This is a genomic window from Vibrio sp. B183 (assembly GCF_000740665.1).
GTDB classification, from domain to species: Bacteria; Pseudomonadota; Gammaproteobacteria; order Enterobacterales; family Vibrionaceae; genus Vibrio; species Vibrio coralliilyticus.
Genome location: NZ_JPQB01000015.1, coordinates 90,898 through 115,078 on the forward strand (window position 1 = coordinate 90,898; position 24,181 = coordinate 115,078).

The window sequence follows — 24,181 nt, forward strand, 5'->3', positions numbered from 1 at the left end:
TTAAAACGACACTTCTACACTTACCCCTTCAATCCAGCGTTCTTCAGGAATGGGCTGATCGAAGCTTAAGTTAACTTTTAGATATGCAGGTTGGCCTTCAAAAGGGCTTTGTAGTTCTTGTGGTAACTTATTCACAACTTCAACTGGGCTTGAAACTGTTGCAATGTAGGTTTCCCCATCCGGATATTTCACTTTAGCCTGAGTGCCTATTGTGCTAAATCGTAAGTACTTTGGATCAAGAAATGCTGTGATTTCGGGCGTTGTGTTCTTTGTAATCGTAATCAGAGGGGTGTTTTCTGAAACTCGCTCTCCTTCAAGGACGTGAATGTCAATGACCCGCCCTTCAAATGGAGCTTTAATGGTTAAGCTCTCTTGAATTGAGCGCTTTACTACAAGTTCTTTCATCAATGAGCGATATTCGGTGGCGATTGGTCCCGCTAACTTTGTCTCAATATCAGTACGTTTTGACTCAGCGAAAGCAATTTTTTGGCTGCTTAACTGGGAGTTAAGAGCATTGGTTATATTGACAATGGACGCGTAGTCGACCTCAGATACCTGACCTTTTGAGCGGTAAGTATCGTAATTTGATTGAATTTTCTGAACTTTATCGAGATTACTCTTTGTTTGGTTTATTGCTTCAGCATATAAGGCTTCAATGTTAAACCCATTGTCGGTTGGTAGTTTCAGAAGTTCACTTTTAATGAAGTTAAGCTCCTGATCCAACGCAGAGTCTTTGAGAAACAGCAACGTTTGGTTATGCGAGACTTTCTTCCCTATATCTGAAGGAATGGGACCGACGATGCCTGTGTGGGTGGCGTTGATGGTAACGGGGTGTGAGGTAATTATCGCCGGAGCCACCACCAATACCTGTGTTTTAAATAAGTAGTAAGCCATTGCTATCAATGGACTAATGACTATAGCCAGAATCAAGTACCAGCGTATTCGATACCCGCCACGCTTAGCTTTGCCGTAGACGACTTTAACGCCATCCTCTGAGTGTGGGTTATTCTTCTTATCTAAATGAAAATTCACTTTCATATTAAAATCTCTTACCTTTCTTAAGTACCCACCAAGGAGCCATACTTGATTCTTCATGACTTCTTCTGACAACCTCATTCACCATTGAAAAAGCGGTTATGAGCCGCATGAAAAATTGGTAAATCGGGTAAAGAGGGAGCCATTTCATCTCTTTGATATCTTCTTTTTTTCGCTCAGACACCAAGCCCACATACACAATGAAAATGATGAGTGACAATGTGAAATAAACGCAATACAGCATGAGTGTCAGTGCCAAAACGAAGGCAATGGGATAGCTGTAGGTGATGAACAAAGTGAAGAAAACAACCAAAAGTGGTAGTAGTACGTTCTGAATTACCCCATATGTGATGGTAAAGATGAAGTTTCCCCATCCCAGCAGAGAAGGGGACAAACCATCTTTGTGCTTGCGAAGAAAAAGGAACAACAAATCACCGTCCCAACGCAGCCTTTGCAATACTAAACCTTTTAAGGTGTCAGGTACGTCAGTATGGCCAATAGCATGTGTTGCGAAGGCGAGCTTGTTCGTTGGGTATCGGCGCTTATATTGTTTGAGGCGCATTGTTAAATCTAAATCTTCCGCGGTATGGGTGTCCCAACCGCCAACTTGCTTGAGAATATTCTTTCTGAAAGCACCGAAGGCACCTGAAATGTTGTTGAGCACTCCCCAGTTTGCCATGCCGGTTTTTCCTGCTTGCATCGAAAGCATGTACTCCAGAGACTGCATTTTAGTCAGGATATTCTGGCTGTGATTCCTCACTCGTAAGGCACCACCACTGGCGATCACATCAGCGGAAGAAAACTGTTTCATCATCGTGAAAACCATGTCGTTATCAAATGACGTATCTCCGTCAACATTGATAACTATTTCACCTGAAGCAACTGATAAACCAGCATTTAATGTGGAGACCCTTCCTCCTCTTTGCCATTTTGGTACAACGCGTACTTTTCGATTTTTTACATGGGCATGGCGTTTTACCCCGTTTACTGCGGCTTGATAAGTCGCTTGGTTTTGCACAGCGCCATCAACAACGGCAAGGATCTCAATTGAGCCTGGGTATATTTGCTCAACTAGTGTATCTATCGTAATACCTATAGCTTCGCCTTCACCATAGCAGGTGATGACAAAGCTAATCGAAGGGAAGTGTTTTGGCTCTTCTGCAGGAGCTTGGTAAGCCCAGCGAAAAATCCCCGTTAGAACAAGTAAATAAAGCGGTAGCTCAATAATGATCATCAGAGGGAAAAGCAAAAACCATAGCTCCTGATTGTTCAGAAGCATGCCTCTAAAGTAATCGAGTAGCGTCAGGCTATCAGACAGCATAAACTTCTCTCAGAAGGTCATCTAACCAAGACTCAGGGCTACCATTTAACGTATTGTCAGGTAGGGGGCGGGCGAAAACGTTCAGTTCGAAATCATCTTCTTCAATAAGTTGACTGAGTTCTGAAAGCTTGCCTTGCAATGCGGATAAGCTTGAGCGGTGGGTTTTTGGCATAAGTACCAAAAGCACATCTTGCTTGTATTGACAGCAAATGTCTGTATCTCTAAATAAACTGCTTAATCGGGTAGTAATTTGTTCTATCAGAGCAAAGAGCTTTGCATCACCATATTGCTCCCCATAACGGTCTATGGAAGGTAAATATAGCGCTAGAAGTAGATGGTTCTCGCTGTGTCTCAATGCCACTTTATTAACCCAACTTAGCAAGTTAACAAAGTAGCCTGCTTCAACTCGACCTTTGATTGACAGCTCAGGAGCTTGGGTTGTTTTGCCATGTTGGTAAATGTATTCACCGGATTCACCCAGTTTGTATTGATAGATCTTTCTTTCGATAAGTTCGTGTACAGGAACTTTGGAGTCGCAGCTCATACACTGTGTTACGGTTGAAGCTTCAACAAATGTATTTGAGCAAGTGTTGCACTTCTGATTCTCTAAAGGACGATCATAATCAACGCCAATGTGGCGAAGCTGTGTGAGGCATTTTGGACATTCAAGTTTCCCTCGGCGAGCAAAACTTTGTTGAGCATCGACGTGTCCACAGGTGAAACAGTGCAACGAGCTTTGAGAGTCAATATCAATACTTTGGCAACTGGGACAAACATCAACATAATTCAAATGCCCACTGTTACATTGCGAGCAAATGCGAATTCGGTCGATTAGCGCTTCTTTTTCTATGATATTGCGGCTCTGCTCCGACAAAACATAGCGGTATGCGGAGTCTAGATCTGGATATAAGGCTTCAATAAGTGGGTATTGATATATAGAGGGCTCACTGACATTTTTAAGTGAGATTATTCGACGCTCGCGATTAACACCTAGCCAACCAATAACAGGGTCAAGAGCACTAATATCTGATACTGCTAAGAGTCGTTTTTGCGTATTACGCCACAATTCAAAAGAAGCATTTTCGTCAAACAGACCATCAGTTAAGCAAGCGCGTAAAGTGTGGTCTGTTTTAGTAAAAAGAGACCAGCTCCATCTCAGCTTTTGGTTGTAGAAAGATTTTAGAGCGTCCTCTTGAGCATCACTATTTGCATAATCAACACAAGCTGCGCCACCAAAGCCTTCAGGTAGTTCATTAATTGAAGGAATATGAATGACTAGATCAGTAAGGTGGTCTGAAGGAGGAGTGTCACTGATCCAGTAAAAGTCTTTTATTGATATCGGCATAGCTAGTCTCATTAGGTAACTAGTCTGACAATCGTGCCACTAGAAATCGCAGACAAGTCTAGTGCGTACTATCGTAAGTCTAGTTGAACAATATTTGCGTGGTAGGTGTATACATACAGCGCAGAATCCAGGCTCCTTTCTTGGCCGAGCGAAGCCATGTTGTGCCTAAATTCCAGCGCGTTTATCCCTAACGAAACGTCTCCTAGTCTTTGATAGAATCTAGTCGGCGCTGATTAAACTATAGTTGCGCGTCTCAAAAATAAGACTGAGATTTTTTAATTATTGAGTCATGAGGTTTTAGATTTTTAGATAAATTTTTATATGGTATGCATGTCTGATTGATATTTTAATGCATTGTTTTTATTAGATTATTCTGGGTTTCTTTCTGGTGCGCCAATTTTCTATGGGCAATAAGTATTAGAAGGTAAAGGCTGGTGGTTAACCCTTCCAGCCTTGGAGTAATGTATATCCTCTGTTTTAGTGAACCAGTTTCCACGCCATTTCCCAATACAATCCGACTCCCGGCTCATATTGATTGGCAGATTCTGACCACTGCTGACAATAGCCGCTGGCTTGACCATCCAGACATTGGTAAATGTTGCCATCTTTTTCCTGAAGTACCTGAGTGCCAGCTTGATAGCTTTCTAAGCTTTCAGGGAAGACGTAATCGTAGCGAGGTAAAGGGTTAGCGTTAGTCACTGAAAGTAACCAATGTTTATAGCTTTCAATGGCTTCTTCTTTCATGAAGATCAAGTGATCCCCATCTAGCTGTAGTGCACCATCTCCGGAGCGATAGTCAGGTGCGGTTTCTAGATGCTCGCGTGTTTCAAGGACGGGCTCAATCAATGGAAGATTACCCAATTCCACCAGTGCTTCACCTGTGTATGGTGGTACAAAGCTGTCTTTTAAGCCATATACCATGCCTATTGGAGTGACCTTATCCTCCAAATAACTAACGCCTTCGCCGATTTCAAACTCTGTCTGCATCATAGACCAGAAAAGTGAGGCTTCTGATCCCGTGGCAGATTCAGGTACGACTCCCTGCCAAGATACTGAGTTAGAGGTGTAAGTAACTGAGTTGGTGAGGATACGGCTAAAGTTTGTGCCGGGGACTTGCAGGAAGCCGCCATTCAAACCTTGACCAGAGGTGGTTGAAAGGAATCCGTGCCCTAGAATCGTGCCGAGAGACGTTCCAAGGAAAGTTATCTTGGTCTTATCTAAGTCAGGCACACCATCGGGCGAAGGTAAGAAGTCCAGCTCTTGCAAAGATGTATTGATTGCATTGAGGAGAGTGTGCATATCTAGGTTGCTTTGCACAGCACCACCTGGCAGGCTGGCTGCATTTTCCGGGGTCATGATTGAACCAACGTGCCCAGAATCATCCTCCGCTCTGGAGCCATGCCATACCCAGTCAATGGCGATAACAGCATGACCATCTTCAAGCGCCGGCGCGGCAGCGAAGCTGGCATCTGATTGGTCGCCATTAAGCCCGTGTGCGTAAATAACAACAGGGGTTGAGTGTGATAGCGCGTCTTTAGGAAATAAGATAGTAAAATCTAGCCAGACATCACGTGCTTTATCGGTGATTCGGCCTGTTTGCTTGTCTCGGAAGTCTTGAGACAGCATGCGTCCCTTGAGCGAATAGACCACTTCATTGCTGTCATGCACATAGCCAGAGTTATTCCAATCAAACTCAACCGTTGGTGCTGACTGAAGCACTTGCTCCTTTAATGGTGCGAACTGCTTTGTTGCGTCATCCTTGGTAACAGTGGTGAAAACTGTCAGAGAAAGAATCTCCTCTCTTTCGATGCCTTTAGTTTCGAGATACTCAATGTAAGGTTCGTAGAAATTGGATAGCTCTGATCCATCTTGGCTCAGTGCTTGTTCCACCCCTTTGGAAGGATGAAAGTGCTCACCGCTTTCACTTTTTAGCTTGTTAGTGACCACCGCAATGTGTGTATTGCCATAGTTAAATCTTGCTCTTGGGTAGACTGAAAGTACGTGGCTATCGTCGTCTTTGACATCCGCTGGCTTGCTCGATAAAGGAGCAACAGGCACTTTTTGGTCGGTGCTGAAGTCGAAAACCTGAACGGTGTTACCACCATCTTCAGGCAAGCTGGATGCATCAAATGGTTGGTGAAATTCAAAAAGTATGGGAGCCGCTACTGAGAATCCGGTTTTACCATTGACAATATCTTCAGGGGTAAAGCTCTTCGGGAGTTCTTGGATAAAGCTGTCGGAAAACACCGCATTCTTGATGTTAATACGAAGCCCAGTTTCTGACTGGCTATCCTCTTTTGTAAACGCCTGATTGCTTGGCCATGGTAAACCGCATGAATCGCTCGCTAATGGATTACAGTGATTGCTATCCACTGCACCCCATGCACTGCCTGTCAAAAATGTCATGCCCAATACAAGCTTGTTTAATTTCATAGTTTTTCTTCTCGCCTCGTTGTTGTGAATTCTTCTTGTCAGCACGTCTTGTGTTATAGATAAAATTATCCATATGCACTTGGTTGCTTTTGTCGAACTCTATGGCGAGAAGAAAATGAATGCTTGCCAATGATCATTAATAGTTATTATTTTTCATTTATTCATTCTCGGTAATGATCATTAATATTCATATTAAATGTAGAGTTAACACACTAACTTTTTGATATGAATAGATAAAATATCTTTATAAAAGCTTAAATCTTGCAGCGACTATAGAATTAGTCAGCAAGTAATAAGCTCGCTTTGAGGTGGATAACTTTCGTCTATGAGATATTTTTTACCGACCAACTTATGGTTTCTGCTAGGAAATGACACAGTAACCTAACCGATGGGCGTCAAAAATGATGTGTATTTGCGGAATTAAGCCCTACGCCTGCCCAATTTTATCTTGTCAGTGATTGCTCACTTTCGACATAATAACTCTTCGTACTATTTGAACCTTGAATGTATGTTTGATAGCGTAACTGTTTGTTAAATATAAGATATTGGTGGCTCGTTGCTGAGTTTTATAACAGTAGTGTTTCACTATCTAGGCTGTTTTACAGACGCGTTCACTGAGTGGGCTACTTCATCTTGATGGACGCTTTTAAGGATCGATAGATGCGTTTTCCCTTAACTACATTAGCTGTATCTGTGGCGCTTATTGCCGGGTGCAGTTCTCAAGGAGTTCAAACTGTGGCTCAACCTTCTCAACTAGAACTCGCGGTTCAGCAAGTTCCGGCTCCTGTGGCCAAGAAAGAGCCCTATGCGCTTAATAATCACGGTGAGCGCCGTATAGATAACTACTACTGGATGCGTGACGATGAGCGAAAAGATCCTGAGATCTTGGCGCATCTCGAAAAAGAAAATCAATACACGGATTCGGTGTTAAAGCACACTGAACAGCTACAGGAAAAACTATTCCAAGAGATCAAAGGGCGTATTGCAAAAGATGACAGTTCAGTTCCTGTAAGAGAAGGGAGCTATTTCTATTCGAACGAAGTCTCTGGCGACAATGAGTACCCTATCTACCAGCGCGCCAAAGATTTTTCAGGGACGGATAAGACCGTTATCTTAGACGTCAATGAGCTGGCGAAAGAGCACGAATTTTTCAGTACGGGTGGCTTATACGTTAGCCCAAATGAGAATTTACTGGCGTACGGTGAAGATACCCTAAGCCGCCGAATTTACACGATTAGAGTCAAAGACCTTGCCACAGGCGAATACCTCAAAGATGAAGTCGAAGGGGCATCGAGCGGTGTGGCTTGGCAAAATGACAATCAAGCTTTCTACTACATCAAGAAAGATCCTCAAACCTTGCTGGGCTATCAGGTCTATCGTCATGTGCTTGGCACGCCACAAAGCAGTGATGAGCTGATTTACCAAGAAGATGACAGCGCGTATTACATGTCATTAGGCAAGAGTAAAGACGGCGAACAAGTTTACATCTTCCACTCAAGTACTGAGACAAGTGGGGTGTCTGTCATTGATGCCAATGATCCTAAAGCCAAGGCTGAACCTTTCTACCCGAGAGAGGAAGGCATTGAGTACAGCATCGCTAAGCTTAACGACTGGTATTATATCTACACCAACTATCAGGCTGTGAACTTTCGTTTAATGAAAGTGCATAAGGGTCAGATGCATGACCGTTCGAAATGGCAGGATGTGATAGCCGCGGATGATAAAACTCAACTGGTCGATTTTACGCTGTTTGAAGACCATTTAGTTTATGAGCAGCGTAAAGACGGCTTAACCACGGTTAAGGTGCGTCAGCTTTCGACGGGCAAGGAGTTTCCATTAGCCTTTAACGACACCGCGTTTGCGGCTTACATGACTGGCAACCGAGAGCTCGATAACTCAAAGGTTCGTATTTACTACAGTAGCCTGACGACGCCGGGGACGTACTACGATTTCGATCTAAAGTCAGGTGAGTCCGAAATCATGAAGCAAACGCCAGTACTTGGTGATTTTGATGCCGATAACTACCAATCTGAACGTATTATGATCACCGCTCGAGATGGGAAGAAAGTGCCAGTTTCGTTGGTTTATCGTAAAGATAAGTTCAAGAAAGATGGTACCAATCCTATCTACCAATACGGTTATGGTTCATATGGTCATACGATCGACCCTACTTTTGGTTCAGCGCGTTTGAGCTTGCTGGATCGCGGATTCGTCTATGCGATAGCGCATATCCGTGGCTCTGAAATGTTGGGAAGACCTTGGTATGAAGATGGTAAAAAACTGACCAAACAAAATACATTCAATGACTTTATAGATGTTACCAAAGGCTTAACGGAAGCTGGTTATGGTGCTAAAGACAAAGCGTTTGCCGTCGGTGGATCGGCGGGTGGTTTGTTAATGGGAGCCATTATAAATCAAGCACCGGATCTGTATCGAGGCATTGGTGCTCATGTCCCGTTTGTGGATGTGGTAACAACCATGCTGGATGAATCTATTCCCCTGACAACCAATGAATACGATGAATGGGGTAACCCGAATGACAAGCCATACTACGATTACATGCTGAGCTACTCGCCGTACGACAACGTCAAAGCGCAGAGCTACCCGAATATGTTAGTGACAACGGGCCTGCATGATTCTCAAGTTCAGTATTTTGAGCCAATGAAGTGGGTGGCGAAATTGCGAGAACTGAAAACGGACGATCATGTGCTGCTGTTTAAAACTGACATGGAGGCGGGGCATGGTGGTGCATCTGGTCGCTTTAAGCGTTTACGAGAAGATGCACTTGAATACGCCTTTTTCTTAGATTTGCTCAACGAAGAGTAAAATTTAACCAAATTGTCGATATGCCCGCCTTGTGCGGGCATTTTTTATCGGCGCAACAAAGTTAACAGAAATTGGGTATTGCAAATAACCTTCTCATATATAAATAAAAATCGCTCTAGATAAACACTGAAGTACCCAGCCTGCTTTTTGTTGGAATCATTCACGGTTCTGATGTTTGGTTGATTTTCCCGATTGATTTGCGGAACAAAGATCACCACTCTACGTGCCGCCCAGAGTCGAGGTATCACTCTGGCTTATAGAACATAAAAACTAACAACGTAGAGCTTTATAATGAAAAAAATCATCACCTTGTTGTCTATCTCGGTGCCTTTGACCGCTGTTGCGGACAATGCACGCATAGATGCATTTATGACGGCGTTTCACGCCAATCCGCAAAAAGTCATGGATGCGTTACCAGAGAAAGAAGGAGACGAATATCAAACCATGAGTGCTGAAGAGCTTGAGCGCTTCAGAGATCAAATGCGTGAAACGGTTATGGAGAGAGCAGAGCCAGTCATTGCTCCTCGATTCTCAGCAAACCTGAACAACGATAACCCAGCGCGTCTGGTTGATGTGGGTAACGCACTGATTCGCAATCTGGTTGAATTGGATAGTGCGGCACCAGATTCAAAATATCTGGACGTTCAGCCTTGGTCTGATACTTACTGGCCTTTGTACTCCGGCGCAGCCGCGTGGCGTTATTCTGACCGTGAACTTTACGCGTCAGACTGGCAGGAATACTACGATTTTTCACATACCATCAAACCGTTGGATAGCTACTCGAGCGAGCAGCGCCACTTACTTTCTCCGGCAGAGAAGTATGACTTATTAGTCGGGGATAAAAACTTCACGCTGACTAAGCGTTCTTGGGACTCGGGTAAAGGTTACTATGAATCTCAGGGTAAAGTAGAGCGTTGGATGGGACTTTGCCATGGCTGGGCTGCGGCGGCTTACATGCTTCCTCGTCCTGAAAAGTCGATTACAGTACCTGATGCCAATGGAGAGATGCTTAAGCTCTATCCGTCAGACGTTAAAGCTCTAGGCACACTGCTTTGGGCTGAAGCGCCGTTCAATACACGTTTTATTGGTGGTCGCTGTAATATTCAAAACCCTGAAAAAGACGAAAATGGTCGTGTTATCGAACCTGACTGTGTGGACAACAACCCAGCAAGTTGGCACTTATCTGTACTCAACCAGATCGGTATTACGGGTCGTAGTATGATTATGGATGCGACATATGATTACCAAGTCTGGAACCAGCCGATCCTTGGCTATCAGGTTAAGTACTTTAACCCAGAGACTAATCGTTCATCAGGCAATCCAGCCGATGTGACCATTGCGATGGCGGACTACAAAAAAGATAAGTTCACCCAGTATCGTGCATCACGTGCTGTCTCAGTTGTTGGCGTACAGATGGTTGTTGATTATATGGTAGAGACGAATCCAACTCATCGAAACTACGACAAGCCAAAGCTTGATGGTGTATCGCGAGTAACGTATTACTACGATTTGGAATTGGATGCGCAGGGCAATGTGATCGGAGGCGAGTGGTATCAGAATCGTCACCCTGATTTCCTTTGGACACCAACCCCTGAAGCGGTAGCGAAGTCTTACTACGATGGCAGTGGCGAATGGGATGTGACTCAGTCAGTTCCACAGAGCTGGCAAGATAGAGCGCCTAAAGCGTCTCGCTATACTCAACCTATGACTTCTGTTGTTTCAGCTTTGTTTAATGCGGCTTCAGGCGATGAAAAACCAGCAGAGCAATGGAAACAAATTGCTACTCAAGGTAGCCAGTGTCTGGACGTTGAAGGAAGTTCTGCCACTCCGGGAGCTCGAGTATACGGCTGGAGTTGTCACAGCGGTGACAACCAACTTTGGCAGCTAACGACTGAAGGTAAGATGATCAGCAAGGTAGCACCAGGTCTGTGTCTGGATCAGCAAGGGTCAAGCATCACCATGGAAACTTGTAGCCAGCGCCCGAATCAGACATGGCGAATGGAAAATGGCCAGCTTAAAAATAGCCTAGATAACGCCTTGAAATGGAATTCCAACAGTTGGTTGGTCCAAGCTGACGTCAATGGCAGTCAGTGGTCTTGGAAATAAATCACTAAAACAATAACAATGCTCTCCTTACTAAAGAGCCCGCATACGGGCTCTTTTTTCATTCGATTATTGCAGGCAGCTGCCTTCAAATGACCAGTACCAGTAGTAACTGTAAGGATCGGCTCCCCAGTTAGTTTGGGTTGCGATAAAGCGGTTCCCGTAGGACTGCACCTCGGTGCCTTGTGGGTAATAGTAATAAGGTGACCATTCTTCTAAGTTGGCGCACAAGTCCTGTGGTTCTGGTGTCGGCTCTTTGAGATAGGCACTAACGCCAACATAAGCATCTGAGGAGCTACGCGCACCTGTGACCATCACATAAACATCGGCATCACCTACACCGCTGAAACCACAGTATTCGTTGTTATCGTGGTTGGTGGAAGCACAATCATGATCCGACAGTGAAGCAGGACGATTGATCGCGACATACATATCAACATTGCCATAGCCGTTATAGGTTTGTACCCAGATATCCTCAGCTGGTGCGTTCTTCAACACAAAATGTTGCTCGTCATTACCCGCTGATTCAATCGCATTTGGCGTATTGATTTGCAAGCTTACGATATCGGGGTTAGGTGTCGGCTCGGGATCTGGTTGTCCAGAATCGCACTGTGTCACCTGAATACCCACCTGAGCGAACGCGTTGTTCACCGCGGAAGTGTCGTATCCCAGTTCGTGAGCCGCTTTACAAACACCTTCAGCGCCCTGTTGAAAATCTGAGTTTGGTCGCCAGTAAAGTTGGTTAGCGGTAGCATAGGCGATGAACGCTTTTTTGATGTCCCAGTTTGAGCTGGTCGCGAGATGGTAAAACGCCTTGTTGAACACACCGGAGCTGTGGTGGACGTCGATACCATTGTAATACTGGTTGATATGGTCAATGGAAACGCCGTCTTTGCTTGGCTGAATGAAGTAACGCATGGCATCAGAGTACTTCATGACATGTTCGCCCATTTTCCAGTTGAAGCTGCCGTGAACGTACTGGCTGAGTGCCGCCGCAGCTACATCAGAGAAGGACTCATTCATCCCACCTGACATACCACGGTATTCCAGACCAGAGTTCTGCTCTGTAAAACCGTGGCTGACTTCATGCGCAATCACATCCCACGTGGCCAGTGGATACATTGACTGGTTACCATCACCAAAGGTCATCTGGCGACCATCCCAGAATGCATTGCCATAGTTAGAGCCATAGTGAACGCGCATGGTCAGTTTTTGCTGAATAGGTCGGGTGTTTAACCAATCCATGTACATATCGAAAACGCGTTGACCAAAATAGTGTGCGTCATTCATTGGAGCATAGGCCCCATTCACGCTGCGGTAGTTATTTACGTTACAGTCAAACTGATGAACTTGCCCGCCGTATTGCTGGTTGTTCATATTGAGTGTGATGATATTTGGGCTGTCCATTTGGCAATACTGGTTAACTTCAAAGCCGCCGTATTGCGTTTTAGGACCGAAGTAGTAGCGACCACTTTTGCGGTTACCACCTGGTCCTTCAGCTTCAATGAAAGCAATCCCTTCCCACCGGTCAAGCACGTCACCGGACTTAGCATCGACTAGAGTAATCGGCCTTGAAGGTCCCATACCATTCATCTGAATAAAGTCGACTTTGTAGACCAAACGAGCGATCTGTTGCTCATCTTGCCAGATCATTAGTTCAGCATTAGGGTCGCGAATCGCTTGAGAAGCAAAGCCTTGGCTATTGCCTTTTGCCAGTTCTATCGCTTGCTTTGCGTTGAGCATAGGTAAGGTAGAGCCAATATCGGCATCAATGCCTGTTAAGACTTTTCCGTCGACAGGCGTCACTTTACCTTGAGTGGAAACTTGAGCGACTAATGATTGACCGTAAACCGGGACACCATAATGCAGTTGTTGCTTGCGAAGCAGTGTCTGCGAGCCAGCTTTAACGCGACTGGCATCCTGATAAGCCAGCGGCTGATTGGGTGCTGAAAACGCCCGTGTTGTCGGCGGATTAAGGACTTGGGATAGGTCAACTTTAGAGTAGTCAACAACGTTGGCAGCTTGAGAAGCGAAAGCCATTGGAAACAGCATAAGTAAATTAACGTTACGCATACTTCACCTTTGTAGTTATTTTTCAATTGATTGGGGCAAAAATTGCGTGTGTAGAGTAGTGATATGCTGCTGAAACCATAAGTGCAATTGGTTTTATATGATGCTTGGGTGCAAAACATTTAAGCGCTTCTCTAATAAATGAGATGCTGAGTCGAGAAATGATAATCCCTATTTTATGTTTGGCGCTTTTTGGTCGCGTCCATCCCAGACGTTAAATATCAAAAAAGACAAAAAGTTAAAAATGATAGATTTATTTATGTCTTAAATTCAAAGTCTTAAATGTAAATTAAACATCCATTTTGTTTTGTGTTGATTCGTTATTTGTAGTTGTTGCAGCTTATTTAGACACTAACCTCACTTTATACGGTTAAGAATGAATTGAGGGTGTGATGAAGAAGAGTGTTCTACTGACATTGGTCAGTGCAGTGGTAATGATACAAGGGTGTACACGTAACGTGATTAACCAGACCGAGCTTGCTCAGGTGAAGAAAGTCGCGGTTGTGATGTATTCCGTTCCGGAGACCATTGTACGTGATGTCAGAGATCCAGAGGATATTTCCGAGGACAAACAAGTCATGGCATTTGATGCGTTGTCCATGGCGAGCCAATTGTTGGATGGCTCGGCAAAGAAAGTCGTGAATATGATGGACTCAACTTCTCACGTTCAAAAACAGATCGACGGGCAAGAAGCCGCGGACATCTCTTTGGTTGCAATGCTCAGTGAGTTAAGTGATGAAACAGGCTGGCAATACCTCACGCCACAGCAAGTGGCAGATAACACTGAGTATCAGCAGTTGAGCCTAAAATTAGCCAGTTCTCAGCATATGGCAATGGAGCGTTCGATTCGCCGACATGCTGCAGTGCCTGCGGGTTACGTTAATCTTGGCCTGCCTCATGGTCACGCTGAAGTGATGAGTTACCAAGATCGAGAAGAGTTTAAGTTGTGGGCGAGTAAAGTCGCTCGTGCTTTGAATGTTGATTCCATTATTTTAGTGAGCGATACCGGATACGCAACGGATGCAAAAAGCCTTCTGATGGGCGGTGGTTGTTACACCAAATCAGCTATGCACTACTCCATGTATAACGTTAATGGCGAGCAAATTGTTGATACGAGAGTGAGCTTTTCTGAGGCGCCGATGATTGAACAATCTGGCTGTGTCGATGGCAGCTTCTTTAAGTCAGACTACAAAGGCGCTCTGGTACAACATGGCCAAGAGCAAGGCCGGAAAATCGCGGAAAAACTGCGTTCATAAATTGTCAGAATAAATTTAGATTAATTTACTGTCCTGTAGACCGGCCTAAGTGTATTACTTAGGCCGTTTTTTTTATTGTCAGAACGGGCCTACAAACTCATACAAACTGTGACTGTATTTCACGCTTCAGTACGCTGTATGATTTTCGGAACTTAATAATCTCAGGGTAGTCAGATGGCTACATATAAAAATCATTGGAAGTTAAAGCATGGCTAAACGTTGGCTCTTGTCTGCTGCGAGCATAGCGCTGCTCGGCGGTGGCGCGTATTTTTATCTGCAATCCTCTGCTCAGCCAGAGGCGTTTCCTACTTTGGCAGTGGAAAAAGGCACCATTGAGAAGGAAGCCGTAGCGGTGGGTAAAATTGTCCCAGCGCATTCAGTCTCCATTAAGTCTCAGATCGACGGTATTGTTGGGGAGATTTATGCGCAGGTCGGAGAAAACATAAAGCAAGGACAGCCGCTGATAAAAGTTCGTCCCAACCCGACACCACAAGCGTTAACCGATGCCTCAACAGAGCTGATGAGCAGTGAAGCAACGTTGGAGTCGGCTAAGCAAAAGCTAGCGAACTTAGAGAGCCTAGTTAAGCAAGACATTATTCCTAGCAACTACGATGATTACGTTAGCGCGCGATCGGAAGTTAAATCAGCACAAGCTGCAGTGTTGCAAAAACGTCAAAACCTTGAGTTGATTCAAAGCGGTGAGGCATCCATCGGTGATGCTCGTCTAACTTCGACCATTTATGCGCCGATTGATGGCACAGTGTTGAACCGAAAAGTGGAAGTGGGCGAACCGATCATTTCAACTGAGTCGAGTCAGGCTGCGACAGAAATGATGTCTCTCGCAGACATGAACAGCCTTATTTTCAAAGGCAGCGTGAGTGAGCATGACGCTGCGCAATTAACACCGGGAATGCCAGTTCTACTGACGGTAGCACCATACCCTGATGTACAAATCGAAGGGGTTTTAACTAAGGTAGCGATTCAATCGGAGAACCTCAATTCACCAGAGGATACATCGACAGTAAAGAGCTTCGATAATGGCTTTGAAGTGGAAGTTGGGGAACTAAAAATTCCACAAGACGTTACATTACGTTCGGGATTCTCTTCTACAGCAAAGATCACGCTCAAAAAATCGGAAAATGTACTGACTTTGCCAGAGCGTGCACTGCAATTTGAAGGGGACACGCCAAATGTACTGATACCTGATAGTTCAGAGCAAGGTTTCCACAAGCAGAAGGTCAAGCTTGGTCTGTCAGACGGAATCAACGTTGAAGTATTAGAAGGCGTTGAGCTCGGTGAAGATATTATCGATAACAGTATGATGGGAGCCGCCCATGGCTAAACATCATCTCTCATACTTTGGATGTGCATTGCTGGCTGCAATCTTGAGTTTCCCCAGCTATGCCATTTCGATTGAACAAGCTTGGAAGCAAGCGAAACAGAGTGATCCCGATTACGAAAAAGCCAAGATTGGCGTCCAGATCGGTGAAACAGGTGTTGCTTCCAGCCGCAGCTCGTTGTTGCCATCCTTAAGTGCGACTGCATCAGCAAACTGGAATGAAGACAGTGACAACACCAATAACTACGGTGCAACGTTATCCCAAACAATATGGGACAGCAGTCTTTGGTCTGACTTAGATGAAGCACAAGCAAACTATCTGCGAACAGAGCTGGAGCTATCTCAGGCTCATAATGAATTAGCCCAGAAGTTATTGGCGACCTATCTTGATGTCGCTAGTGCACAAGGTGACCTTCTACTGGCAAAAAATAAGCTGGAAGAAGGTAATAAGCTGCTGAAGATTATCGAAAAACGTTACCAGGCCGGTAAGGTCAAATCGATTGACGTTGAAGAAATTCGAGCCACTCTGGTGACCGATAAAGCGGGGATCCTCAGCGCACAGGCTAAGCTAGAAGAGAAAAGAGCCGAGCTGGGGGCACTCATCAACCAGATGCCTGAGCATGTTGACCAAATTCGAACCGACAACCTGATTCAGCCTCCGATGTTGGTTGAGTCCCAAGAACAATGGCTTAAGTTGGCGAAAGACAGTAGCCCAGAGCTGTTAGTCGCCGCGCAAAAGGTCAAAGCCAGCGAGTTCGCACGCCAATCAGCCAAAGGCGGCTACTACCCAACGGTAAAGGGGAATCTTGGCTACAGCGACGATGACAAATATTCTAACGGAGAGTTTAATGCCGGGCTCACCTTGAGTGTGCCGATTGACCTCAACGGTGCGACGCGCGCTAAGGTGGACGAAGCGTCTCTGAATATATTGAGTGCTAAGCAGGACTTGCGCAGGGTTGAAATTGATATTCAGAAACGCATTGTCCAGCAGTTTACTCAGGTCGACATCAATTGGAATCAGGTTCTGATGGCCAATGAGGTGGTTGAGTCCCGTGCTAAGGTGTTGAGCAGTAAGGAAAAGCTCTACGATGCTGGACTTCTCGAAGCATCGGAAGTAATTGATGCTCATAACAATCTGTTTGATGCGAAGAACAGTTTGCAAAACAACCTCTACAACTACTGGCGTCAACGAGTTGGTTTGCTGCAAACGGCTGGCAAGCTCGACGATAATACGATGGCTCTCATTTCTCAGGCCTTTCATTCATGAGCAGCCTGCTTCAGCAAACCTGGCAGACGCTGATTGCGCATCGGATGAAGAGTATTCTGGCGATCATTGCGATCGCTTGGGGCGTCATTTCTGTGGTGGTGCTGATTGCTCTCGGCGAAGGCTTTTACCGCCATCAAAGTCAGTCTTTTTCATTTATGGTGAACAATGTTCAGGTGGTTTTCCCGGCTCAAACCAGTAAGCCTTGGCAAGGGTTACCATCGCGTCGTGAGATCCGTATTCCACAAGATAAAGTTGAGATGATTAAGCAGTCAGGCTTTGTGAAGGAAGCCGCCTCTGTCTATGCCAAATGGGATGCCAGCGTCACGAATATCAAAGGGCAAAACTTAGCTCGCGCCGTAAGTGGGATTGACCCAGCTTACTTTACTCTTTCGGAGCGTAAGCTTCAGACGGGCTCCCGCAATATTTCACCGAGTGACATTGCGAGCCACACTCGCGTTGCTGTGCTGGGCGATCAGATTGCCAAAATGGGTGGTATCGGGATTGGTGAGGAGGTCAAAGTTAATGGCATTCCTTTCTTGGTTATTGGTGTACTCAGCGACGAAGACACCGGTATTTCTTTTGGTGATAGCCGCAGAGTTTTCATCCCGCAAACCACCTATCGCGATCTATGGAACGATAAACCTTGGATGCTGTCGATGAAACCGATAGATGGTATGGACTCTGCCTCGTTCCGAGAGAGTATTGTTCGCTTTTACGCTAAACAGCTCCACTTTGACCCAAGTGATAAGGATGCGGTGCGTTTGCCTGACTTTAGTGAGGGAGCGGCTGTGATCAGCGGCATTCTTCGCGGGATTCAAATATTTCTGGGAGCCAGCGGTGCAATGACAATGGCGGTGGGGGCACTTGGTGTAGCGAACATTATGTTCCTTTCGGTCACTGAACGAACCCGAGAAATCGGTGTGCGATTGGCGATAGGGGCAACTCAGGGGTCAATACTCGGCCAGTTTATTGTTGAAGGGCTGATACTGGTCGCCGTTGGAACGGCCATGGGGTTAATGATCTCGTTTGCGCTGGTGGCACTACTGGGCACTGTAGCGTTACCAGAGTGGATTGGTTCGCCGGTGATTACACCCGATTCGATTGTACTGTCATTACTGGTCACTGTTGTATTAGCGTTAATGGCGTCTTACTTCCCCGCAAGACGAGCATCGCGACTGACGCCGGTGTTAGCGCTGAGTGCGAGGGCTTAAACAATGTTGCTACCAATGAGACAGATTTTTCAGGAAATGGCAGCAGAGAAGCTCAGATTAGGGCTGACAATATTGGCAGTTGCTTGGGCGACCTTGTGTATTGCTGCCATGTTGGCTGTGGGAGAGGGTATTCGCCAAGGGGTGTTGAAAACCGCGCAAAATGGTAATGGCAATTTGATTTACCTGACAGGTGGGATGGCAACCGTAGATTATGGTGTGTTCCATCAGGGTAAGCCACTGACGCTCAAAGCCGATGATGCCGATGTCGTCAGCGCGTTGCCGGAAGTTAAAGCCGTTGCACCAACAGCACTATGGGATGAAGACATCACGGTCGGTGATCGCGGTACTTGGCGACAGCCCTTGGCAGTCACCACTGATTTTCAAACCATGACCAATCTTGCTCCGCTTTCAGGTGGACGCTGGTTCAATCCGCTTGATCAAAAAGAGCAACGTAAAGTCGTTGTGCTCGGCTATCTATTGGCTGCTGACTTGTTTAACCCCGAAGATGATTTTAACTGGTTTGAGACCGTGACACTGAAAGTCAATCCGGTTGGGGAAAAGGTTAAAATTGGTAGTGAAGAATTTACGGTAGTGGGTGTACTGAAAAAGAATAGTGCTGATATCGAGCAGGGAGATCCCATTAATTATTCCAGTTTTGTTCCGCTTTCCACGTGGCAGCGTTTTCATCCCAATGGTGACATTGGTGGTATCAATGTCCAGCCGAAAAATAGTGTCGATAGAGTTAAGTTAGCGGAAACGATTCGTCAGGTGATTGCTCGTAAGCATGGCGCCAGTGTTACGGATCAGCAAATTGTTCAAGTAGAAGACATGTTCTTAAAGCAGAAAAGCATGCAGCAGTTTCTAGTTGGTTTGCAGAGCTTTCTTGGCATCATAGGTTTTGTCACACTCGCGGTAGCGGGAGTTGGTATCGCCAATGTCATGTACGCGACGGTGAAACGTTCAACCCGAGATATTGGTGTGCGAATGGCTGTGGGGGCGACGCCAACGGCGATTCGGCTCCACTATCTGGTTCAGTCGCTCATGACGATGGTGATGGGTGGAGCTCTCGGGCTTGCAGTCACTTACGCATTGGTATCGGCGATTGGTTCTGTCAGTCTCGAAGGCAATGTTTTTTATGAACGCTTGGGCAAACCTGTCCCAGAGCTTTCTTGGGTTGTGGTGGCAATTGTGATTGCTACTCTGGTTGTCATCGGCGTGGCGTCAGCGTGGTTGCCGGCGAATCGCGCCGCTAAGGTGACACCTATGGAGGCGTTACAAAGTGAATGATGTGGTCAAAAAATCAGGAGTCACTATGTCAGATAATGCATTGGTTCAACTGACGAATCTTTGTAAGTATTACTCAAGCGGTGAAGTGGAAGTTCGGGCACTAGATGGTGTAGAACTGACGATTGAGCAGGGCGAGTTTCTCTCTATTCTCGGCCCTTCAGGCTCGGGTAAATCCACTCTGATGAATATGCTCGGTTGCCTAGATAAACCAACCGATGGTGACTATTTGCTTGATGGGCAGAACGTGGCAGCCCTAAGTGCTAATGAATTAGCGGGAATACGAAACCAGAAAATCGGGTTTGTTTTTCAGAGCTTCAACCTGCTTGAATACGCAACGGCGCTTGATAATGTCGCGCTGCCTTTAGTGTATTCAGGTATCAAAGCTAAAGAGCGTCGCCAGCGCGCGGCCAAACTGCTTGAGCAGGTTGGGTTGGGCGACCGTCTCGATCATAAGCCTAATCAGTTATCCGGTGGTCAAAAACAGCGTGTGGCGATTGCGCGAGCACTGGTTAACGATCCGCAGATTATTTTGGCAGATGAGCCGACCGGTGCTCTGGATTCCAAGTCCGGTGCTGAAATCGAAGCTTTGTTTAATCAGTTACATGCGGAAGGACGAACCTTGATTATCGTTACGCATGACAATGCGCTGGCTGAACGTACCAAACGCATTATTACGATTAAGGATGGCAAGGTCATATCAGACAGACTTCCCGTCTCGGAGGTCGCATAAAAAAGCGAGCCATACGGCTCGCTTTTTTTAGTTCTCATGTGGTGGAGACAAGGTGTGATTAATGGCATGAGCCTGATGAGCACTGTGCCACTCCTCAAGCTTTTTCCGTGTTTCATTTGACGATGGCTGATTGAGGCAGTGTTCAGTAACGCATTGGTACTGCTGAATCAGCTTGTCATTGGCCTCCACCGATTGTTCAGAAATGTCGGTTGTCGCTTGCTTCAAACGTTTAGTCTTCGCTTTGTCGAATACTGATGTCATGGCGTTCTCCTTAGCTGATTTTATATACGTTGACGCGATTCAAAGCGCAGTCAGGTAGGTAAAGGGTTCGATTGTGCGCATGGAGAAGGTAAGGCATCCACAGCTCCCCTTTGCTTGGGTCAGCGCCAAATCCACTAAAGCTATCGATAAACTGGCCTTGTTGATCGAAGACTTTGATCGCGCGGTTGACCAAATCTGATACAAACAATTTACCCTCATCAAAATCGATACTGGTTGGCAGCAAAAAGTTGTCGTTATCCGTACCGTAACCTTGCTGGCCAAAGCTGCCTACGTATTTGTCATGACGGTCATAAATGACCACTCGGTTGTTGTTCTGATCCGTAATGCATTTTTGCCCGTCTGGCGTGATAGTGATGTCGGTTGGAGTAAAGAAATCTTGGTCACCGTGGCCCTTCTGACCAAAGGTACTCACTAGGCCTGCAATCCCCTGAGCGTTTAATCGCCAGCGGCAGATGCGATTATTGCCCGAGTCAGCGACGTATATATCTCGGCTGATCGGATCCACCGCGATTCCCTGAGGTTTAAACAGTTGCCAGTCGGCGTGACCTAAACCACCAAAGTAACTGAAAGGCACTAATTCGCCGATGAATTCATCGTATTGGTAAATGGTAATAATGCCGCTGATGTAGTTACTCACAATCAGTAACGGGAGATCAGGGTTAAGCTGACCAATTAACGGCGTGGTAGGCGTAAGTGAGCAGATGCCCAAAGAGCCAGGAAGAAGCGGTAAGCTACCCGGTCTTGCTGCATCTGGTTGGCTGCGCTCAGTAGCCTGAAGCTGATAGTTACCGGCATCCACTAACCAAAGCAACTGGTTTGGATCATCGAATTTGTCGCCAAGGAAGATGCGCACCCAGGTTTGCTGCCATCTTTGCGTCCATTCTAGCTGCGTGCTCAATGTCATCGACACCCAAGATGGTGCATCGAGCTGATGTATTGAATTGAGCCATTTATCTTGCTGCTGGAAGTGTTGGTCCCACCATTCGCTGACCATAGGGTACTGGCTGGTGTATCCACCTTGAGCGGTTGGTGAGGTATCGCCGGCAACCGAAGTCACGAAGTGAAGCTGGCCTTTTCGATCCCGCTCATCACCTAACTGGTCGATTACTAAAGTCGCTGTTGGTAGTTCTGGTGATAAGTCGGACCAATCAACTTTATGAATTTGTAGTGAAGCGAGAATGGGCTCAGTGATCAGTAACACGTCCTGATGCATCTTAGTGACCTGAATCGGCGAGAAGAATCCACTTAAACTGCCTGAGTAATGCCCGTCAATATCGTAGACCGATACAGAGTACTGCTTCGCGCCGGGAATGAGTATGCGGTCATCAATGACTGATACATCGCGAGCAAGGTCGATGTCATCTAGGTATGTTTTTCCGTTGGCAAACGGGACTGGGTTGCCATTCCAGTCACAGCGAACCACAGTGGCGAACCCAGTATTCGCAATATACAAGTGGCCATTGTTATCGCAGCTCAGACCCTGTGGCCACAGAAAATGCACCGCTTCTTGTGCATGAACGACATTAATATCCCTTAGCCAGTTTCCATTTTCGTCGAACACGACCAAACGGCTTTCGTTGTCGGGTCCTTCGTAAAATTCATCAGCGACACATAGTTTCCCTTCATAAAACGCTAATCCATTTGGCCCCTCGAGGTGAACGGGTTCACCTGCACCGAAGCGGTGAATGGATCGAATGTTTAGTGTTTGGTTGTATTCAAGGATATGGATGCGTTTGTTGGCAATGTCACTGACATAAATCCATGGTTTTTCTGGGTGAGGAAGAAGGCGAAAAGGCATATTAAATTGTTGGCTGCCACTTCCTACCGAACCAAAACTGGCGAGTAACTTTTTCATTTTCCGATCAAACACCAACAAACGATTGTGTGCAGTGTCTGCAAGCCAGATGCGACCGAAGCGATCGATGCAATTGCCTACTGGTGTATTCAGAGAAACATTTCCTGCCGCTCGGCAGGGTAGATTGGGCAAGTGGGTGACCTGCTTGCCAATATAGGTGTGATACGCGATTCCCATAGTTCTAGCCCTTTGACATTAATCATATGTAATCAAATACATAACTCTAGCAGTCAAAAATGACAGTTCCACGTTGCCACTTGTATAAACGAACGCTCAGGTATCTGGTGTGACGTTTTTGCAGGTAAGGTTCAACTATGCGTATTTTGTTGCATATTTGTTTGCGGAATAAGTTGCTTTGTGACGCATGATTGTGAACCTGCACACTGGGTATCTATAATTTAAGCGTGACCACCAAAGACTTGTTCACGACAGGAGGGTGGTATGAAACGGATATCGATTTTTATCATCAGCTGGTTACTGGCGATGTCATCGGCTGTGGCTAATGAAATATGGATTATTCCACTCAAGGGAGCGATTGGCCCTGCGACCAGTGATTATGTGTCTCGCGAGATAGAACAAGCGCATCAGACGGGAACGGTTAAGCTGATCCTACTCAAAATGGACACCCCCGGTGGGCTGGACAGTGCGATGAGAGACATGATTCGCTCAATCACTACATCACACATTCCAGTCGCCACATGGGTTGGCCCTTCAGGCGCAAGAGCCGCCAGTGCTGGTACTTACATATTATTTGCCAGTCATATCGCAGCGATGGCTGAAGCGACCAACCTTGGGGCCGCCACGCCTGTCAGTCTGGGAGGCGGTGCACCGCCGTCTACCACACCTGCTAATGAAGATGACTCAACTCAGGGAAGTGATGAGTCTGCACCTCAAAACTCAGAAAAAGTGCCTGCTAAAACGGCGATGGAAAAGAAAGTCATCAACGATGCGAAAGCTTACATCAAAGGTTTAGCTAGGCTACATGGTCGTAATGCCGAGTGGGCAGAAAAAGCCGTCAGTGAGGCTGCCAGTTTGGATGCGATGGAAGCGTTTGAATTAAACGTGATCGACTTTATAGCCTCTTCACCAGAACAGCTGATAGAAAAAGCCAATGGTCGCGAGGTGATGATTAACAGCGTTGCTACAGAGCTGGTGCTAAAAAACGTGGCTTGGGTCGAGCGAAAACCTGATTGGCGAGCGGAGATGCTTGCGGTGATTACCAACCCTAATGTTGCCTATATTCTGATGCTGATTGGAATCTACGGCTTACTGCTTGAGTTTTATAATCCAGGAATTGGCCTGCCCGGTGTGTTGGGTGGCATCTGTTTATTGCTGGCGATGTACGCCTTGCAAATGTTGCCCGTGAACTATGTCGGTTTAGCGTTGTTACTGCTCGGTATCGCGTTGATGATTGTGGAAGCATTTAACCCCAGCTTTGGAATTTTTGGTTTGGGTGGCATCACAGCATTTGTGCTTGGTTCGATCTTTCTCCTTGATAGCGGCATGCCCGGTTTCCAAATTGCGGTGCCTTTGATTCTCGGTATTGCGCTGTTTTCCGCGGCATTCATCATTCTTACTGTTGGTCTGCTACTTAAAGTGCGTCGTAAGCAGGTCACAACAGGGGTGGAAAATTACACAGGAAAAACGGCAGTGGTGTGTGAAGACTTTGCTGAAGGTGTTGGCAGGGTAAGAATGGATGGTGCGTTATGGCATGCAAAAGCGACAGATGAAGAAATACTAAGGCAGGGTGACAAAGTCGAAGTCATCCAAATTCAAGGGTTAAAGCTGACAGTGAGAGCGCAACAAGGCGCGAAAAACTAG

16 protein-coding genes are annotated in these 24,181 nt (G+C 46.1%); 9 read left to right on the forward strand and 7 right to left on the reverse strand.

Annotated elements, in window-relative coordinates; genetic code table 11:
- From IX95_RS16810 to IX95_RS26540, 4 genes are all read right to left on the reverse strand, one after another.
- Positions 1–1,038 carry an HlyD family secretion protein gene (locus tag IX95_RS16810; protein WP_038162155.1) on the reverse strand — a complete coding sequence of 346 codons (1,038 nt, stop codon included), beginning with the start codon at positions 1,036–1,038 and terminating at the stop codon, positions 1–3.
- A 1-nt stretch (position 1,039) separates the two neighbouring features.
- Positions 1,040–2,356: a glycosyltransferase family 2 protein gene (locus tag IX95_RS16815; RefSeq protein ID WP_038162158.1), complete on the reverse strand. Its 1,317-nt coding sequence runs from the start codon at positions 2,354–2,356 to the stop codon at positions 1,040–1,042.
- Positions 2,346–3,701, reverse strand: coding sequence for a diguanylate cyclase domain-containing protein (locus IX95_RS16820; protein WP_038162159.1), 1,356 nt, complete (start codon positions 3,699–3,701; stop codon positions 2,346–2,348). The genes IX95_RS16815 and IX95_RS16820 overlap by 11 nt, the downstream gene beginning before the upstream one ends.
- A 477-nt stretch (positions 3,702–4,178) precedes the next feature.
- A complete protein-coding gene (locus IX95_RS26540) occupies positions 4,179–6,134 on the reverse strand; it encodes a chitin-binding protein (RefSeq protein WP_038162162.1) in 1,956 nt (651 codons plus the stop codon).
- A gap of 660 nt (positions 6,135–6,794) precedes the next feature.
- On the opposite strand from IX95_RS26540, the gene IX95_RS16830 reads away from it, so the two are divergent.
- Positions 6,795–8,960, forward strand: coding sequence for a S9 family peptidase (locus tag IX95_RS16830; RefSeq protein WP_038162164.1), 2,166 nt, complete (start codon positions 6,795–6,797; stop codon positions 8,958–8,960).
- Positions 8,961–9,251: 291 nt separating this feature from the next.
- A complete protein-coding gene (locus IX95_RS16835; protein ID WP_038162167.1) occupies positions 9,252–11,066 on the forward strand; it encodes a ricin-type beta-trefoil lectin domain protein in 1,815 nt (604 codons plus the stop codon).
- 66 nt (positions 11,067–11,132) lie between these two features.
- Here IX95_RS16835 and IX95_RS16840 read toward each other — a convergent pair whose 3' ends face one another.
- Positions 11,133–13,136 (reverse strand): M4 family metallopeptidase, encoded by a 2,004-nt coding sequence (locus tag IX95_RS16840; protein ID WP_038162172.1) that lies wholly within the window; start codon positions 13,134–13,136, stop codon positions 11,133–11,135.
- A 389-nt stretch (positions 13,137–13,525) separates the two neighbouring features.
- On the opposite strand from IX95_RS16840, the gene IX95_RS16845 reads away from it, so the two are divergent.
- The 6 genes from IX95_RS16845 (at position 13,526) to IX95_RS16870 (ending at position 20,223) form a co-directional block, all read left to right on the forward strand.
- Positions 13,526–14,389, forward strand: a complete 864-nt coding sequence (locus IX95_RS16845; RefSeq protein WP_038162175.1) for a hypothetical protein — start codon at positions 13,526–13,528, stop codon at positions 14,387–14,389.
- 208 nt (positions 14,390–14,597) lie between these two features.
- Positions 14,598–15,731, forward strand: coding sequence for an efflux RND transporter periplasmic adaptor subunit (locus tag IX95_RS16850; RefSeq protein WP_019276694.1), 1,134 nt, complete (start codon positions 14,598–14,600; stop codon positions 15,729–15,731).
- Positions 15,724–16,995 (forward strand): TolC family protein, encoded by a 1,272-nt coding sequence (locus IX95_RS16855; protein ID WP_038162179.1) that lies wholly within the window; start codon positions 15,724–15,726, stop codon positions 16,993–16,995. The genes IX95_RS16850 and IX95_RS16855 overlap by 8 nt, the downstream gene beginning before the upstream one ends.
- On the forward strand, positions 16,992–18,206 hold the full coding sequence (locus tag IX95_RS16860; protein WP_038162182.1) for an ABC transporter permease: 1,215 nt from the start codon (positions 16,992–16,994) through the stop codon (positions 18,204–18,206). The genes IX95_RS16855 and IX95_RS16860 overlap by 4 nt, the downstream gene beginning before the upstream one ends.
- A 3-nt stretch (positions 18,207–18,209) precedes the next feature.
- Positions 18,210–19,493, forward strand: a complete 1,284-nt coding sequence (locus tag IX95_RS16865) for an ABC transporter permease (protein WP_038162185.1) — start codon at positions 18,210–18,212, stop codon at positions 19,491–19,493.
- Between the two features lie 25 nt (positions 19,494–19,518).
- A complete protein-coding gene (locus tag IX95_RS16870) occupies positions 19,519–20,223 on the forward strand; it encodes an ABC transporter ATP-binding protein (protein WP_029236211.1) in 705 nt (234 codons plus the stop codon).
- A gap of 27 nt (positions 20,224–20,250) precedes the next feature.
- Here IX95_RS16870 and IX95_RS16875 read toward each other — a convergent pair whose 3' ends face one another.
- Both IX95_RS16875 and IX95_RS16880 read right to left on the reverse strand, forming a co-directional pair.
- Positions 20,251–20,484: a hypothetical protein gene (locus IX95_RS16875; protein ID WP_038162187.1), complete on the reverse strand. Its 234-nt coding sequence runs from the start codon at positions 20,482–20,484 to the stop codon at positions 20,251–20,253.
- Between the two features lie 10 nt (positions 20,485–20,494).
- Positions 20,495–22,537: an NHL repeat-containing protein gene (locus IX95_RS16880; protein WP_038162190.1), complete on the reverse strand. Its 2,043-nt coding sequence runs from the start codon at positions 22,535–22,537 to the stop codon at positions 20,495–20,497.
- Between the two features lie 264 nt (positions 22,538–22,801).
- Here IX95_RS16880 and IX95_RS16885 point away from each other — a divergent pair, with 264 nt between their 5' ends.
- Positions 22,802–24,181 carry an NfeD family protein gene (locus IX95_RS16885; protein ID WP_021456943.1) on the forward strand — a complete coding sequence of 460 codons (1,380 nt, stop codon included), beginning with the start codon at positions 22,802–22,804 and terminating at the stop codon, positions 24,179–24,181.

Coding starts and splice junctions, on each gene's coding strand:
- IX95_RS16810 (WP_038162155.1), bottom strand. CDS start 1,038: ATGAAAGTGAATTTTCATTTAGATAAGAAGAATAACCCACACTCAGAG.
- IX95_RS16815 (WP_038162158.1), bottom strand. CDS start 2,356: ATGCTGTCTGATAGCCTGACGCTACTCGATTACTTTAGAGGCATGCTT.
- IX95_RS16820 (WP_038162159.1), bottom strand. CDS start 3,701: ATGCCGATATCAATAAAAGACTTTTACTGGATCAGTGACACTCCTCCT.
- IX95_RS26540 (WP_038162162.1), bottom strand. CDS start 6,134: ATGAAATTAAACAAGCTTGTATTGGGCATGACATTTTTGACAGGCAGT.
- IX95_RS16830 (WP_038162164.1), top strand. CDS start 6,795: ATGCGTTTTCCCTTAACTACATTAGCTGTATCTGTGGCGCTTATTGCC.
- IX95_RS16835 (WP_038162167.1), top strand. CDS start 9,252: ATGAAAAAAATCATCACCTTGTTGTCTATCTCGGTGCCTTTGACCGCT.
- IX95_RS16840 (WP_038162172.1), bottom strand. CDS start 13,136: ATGCGTAACGTTAATTTACTTATGCTGTTTCCAATGGCTTTCGCTTCT.
- IX95_RS16845 (WP_038162175.1), top strand. CDS start 13,526: ATGAAGAAGAGTGTTCTACTGACATTGGTCAGTGCAGTGGTAATGATA.
- IX95_RS16850 (WP_019276694.1), top strand. CDS start 14,598: ATGGCTAAACGTTGGCTCTTGTCTGCTGCGAGCATAGCGCTGCTCGGC.
- IX95_RS16855 (WP_038162179.1), top strand. CDS start 15,724: ATGGCTAAACATCATCTCTCATACTTTGGATGTGCATTGCTGGCTGCA.
- IX95_RS16860 (WP_038162182.1), top strand. CDS start 16,992: ATGAGCAGCCTGCTTCAGCAAACCTGGCAGACGCTGATTGCGCATCGG.
- IX95_RS16865 (WP_038162185.1), top strand. CDS start 18,210: ATGTTGCTACCAATGAGACAGATTTTTCAGGAAATGGCAGCAGAGAAG.
- IX95_RS16870 (WP_029236211.1), top strand. CDS start 19,519: ATGTCAGATAATGCATTGGTTCAACTGACGAATCTTTGTAAGTATTAC.
- IX95_RS16875 (WP_038162187.1), bottom strand. CDS start 20,484: ATGACATCAGTATTCGACAAAGCGAAGACTAAACGTTTGAAGCAAGCG.
- IX95_RS16880 (WP_038162190.1), bottom strand. CDS start 22,537: ATGGGAATCGCGTATCACACCTATATTGGCAAGCAGGTCACCCACTTG.
- IX95_RS16885 (WP_021456943.1), top strand. CDS start 22,802: ATGAAACGGATATCGATTTTTATCATCAGCTGGTTACTGGCGATGTCA.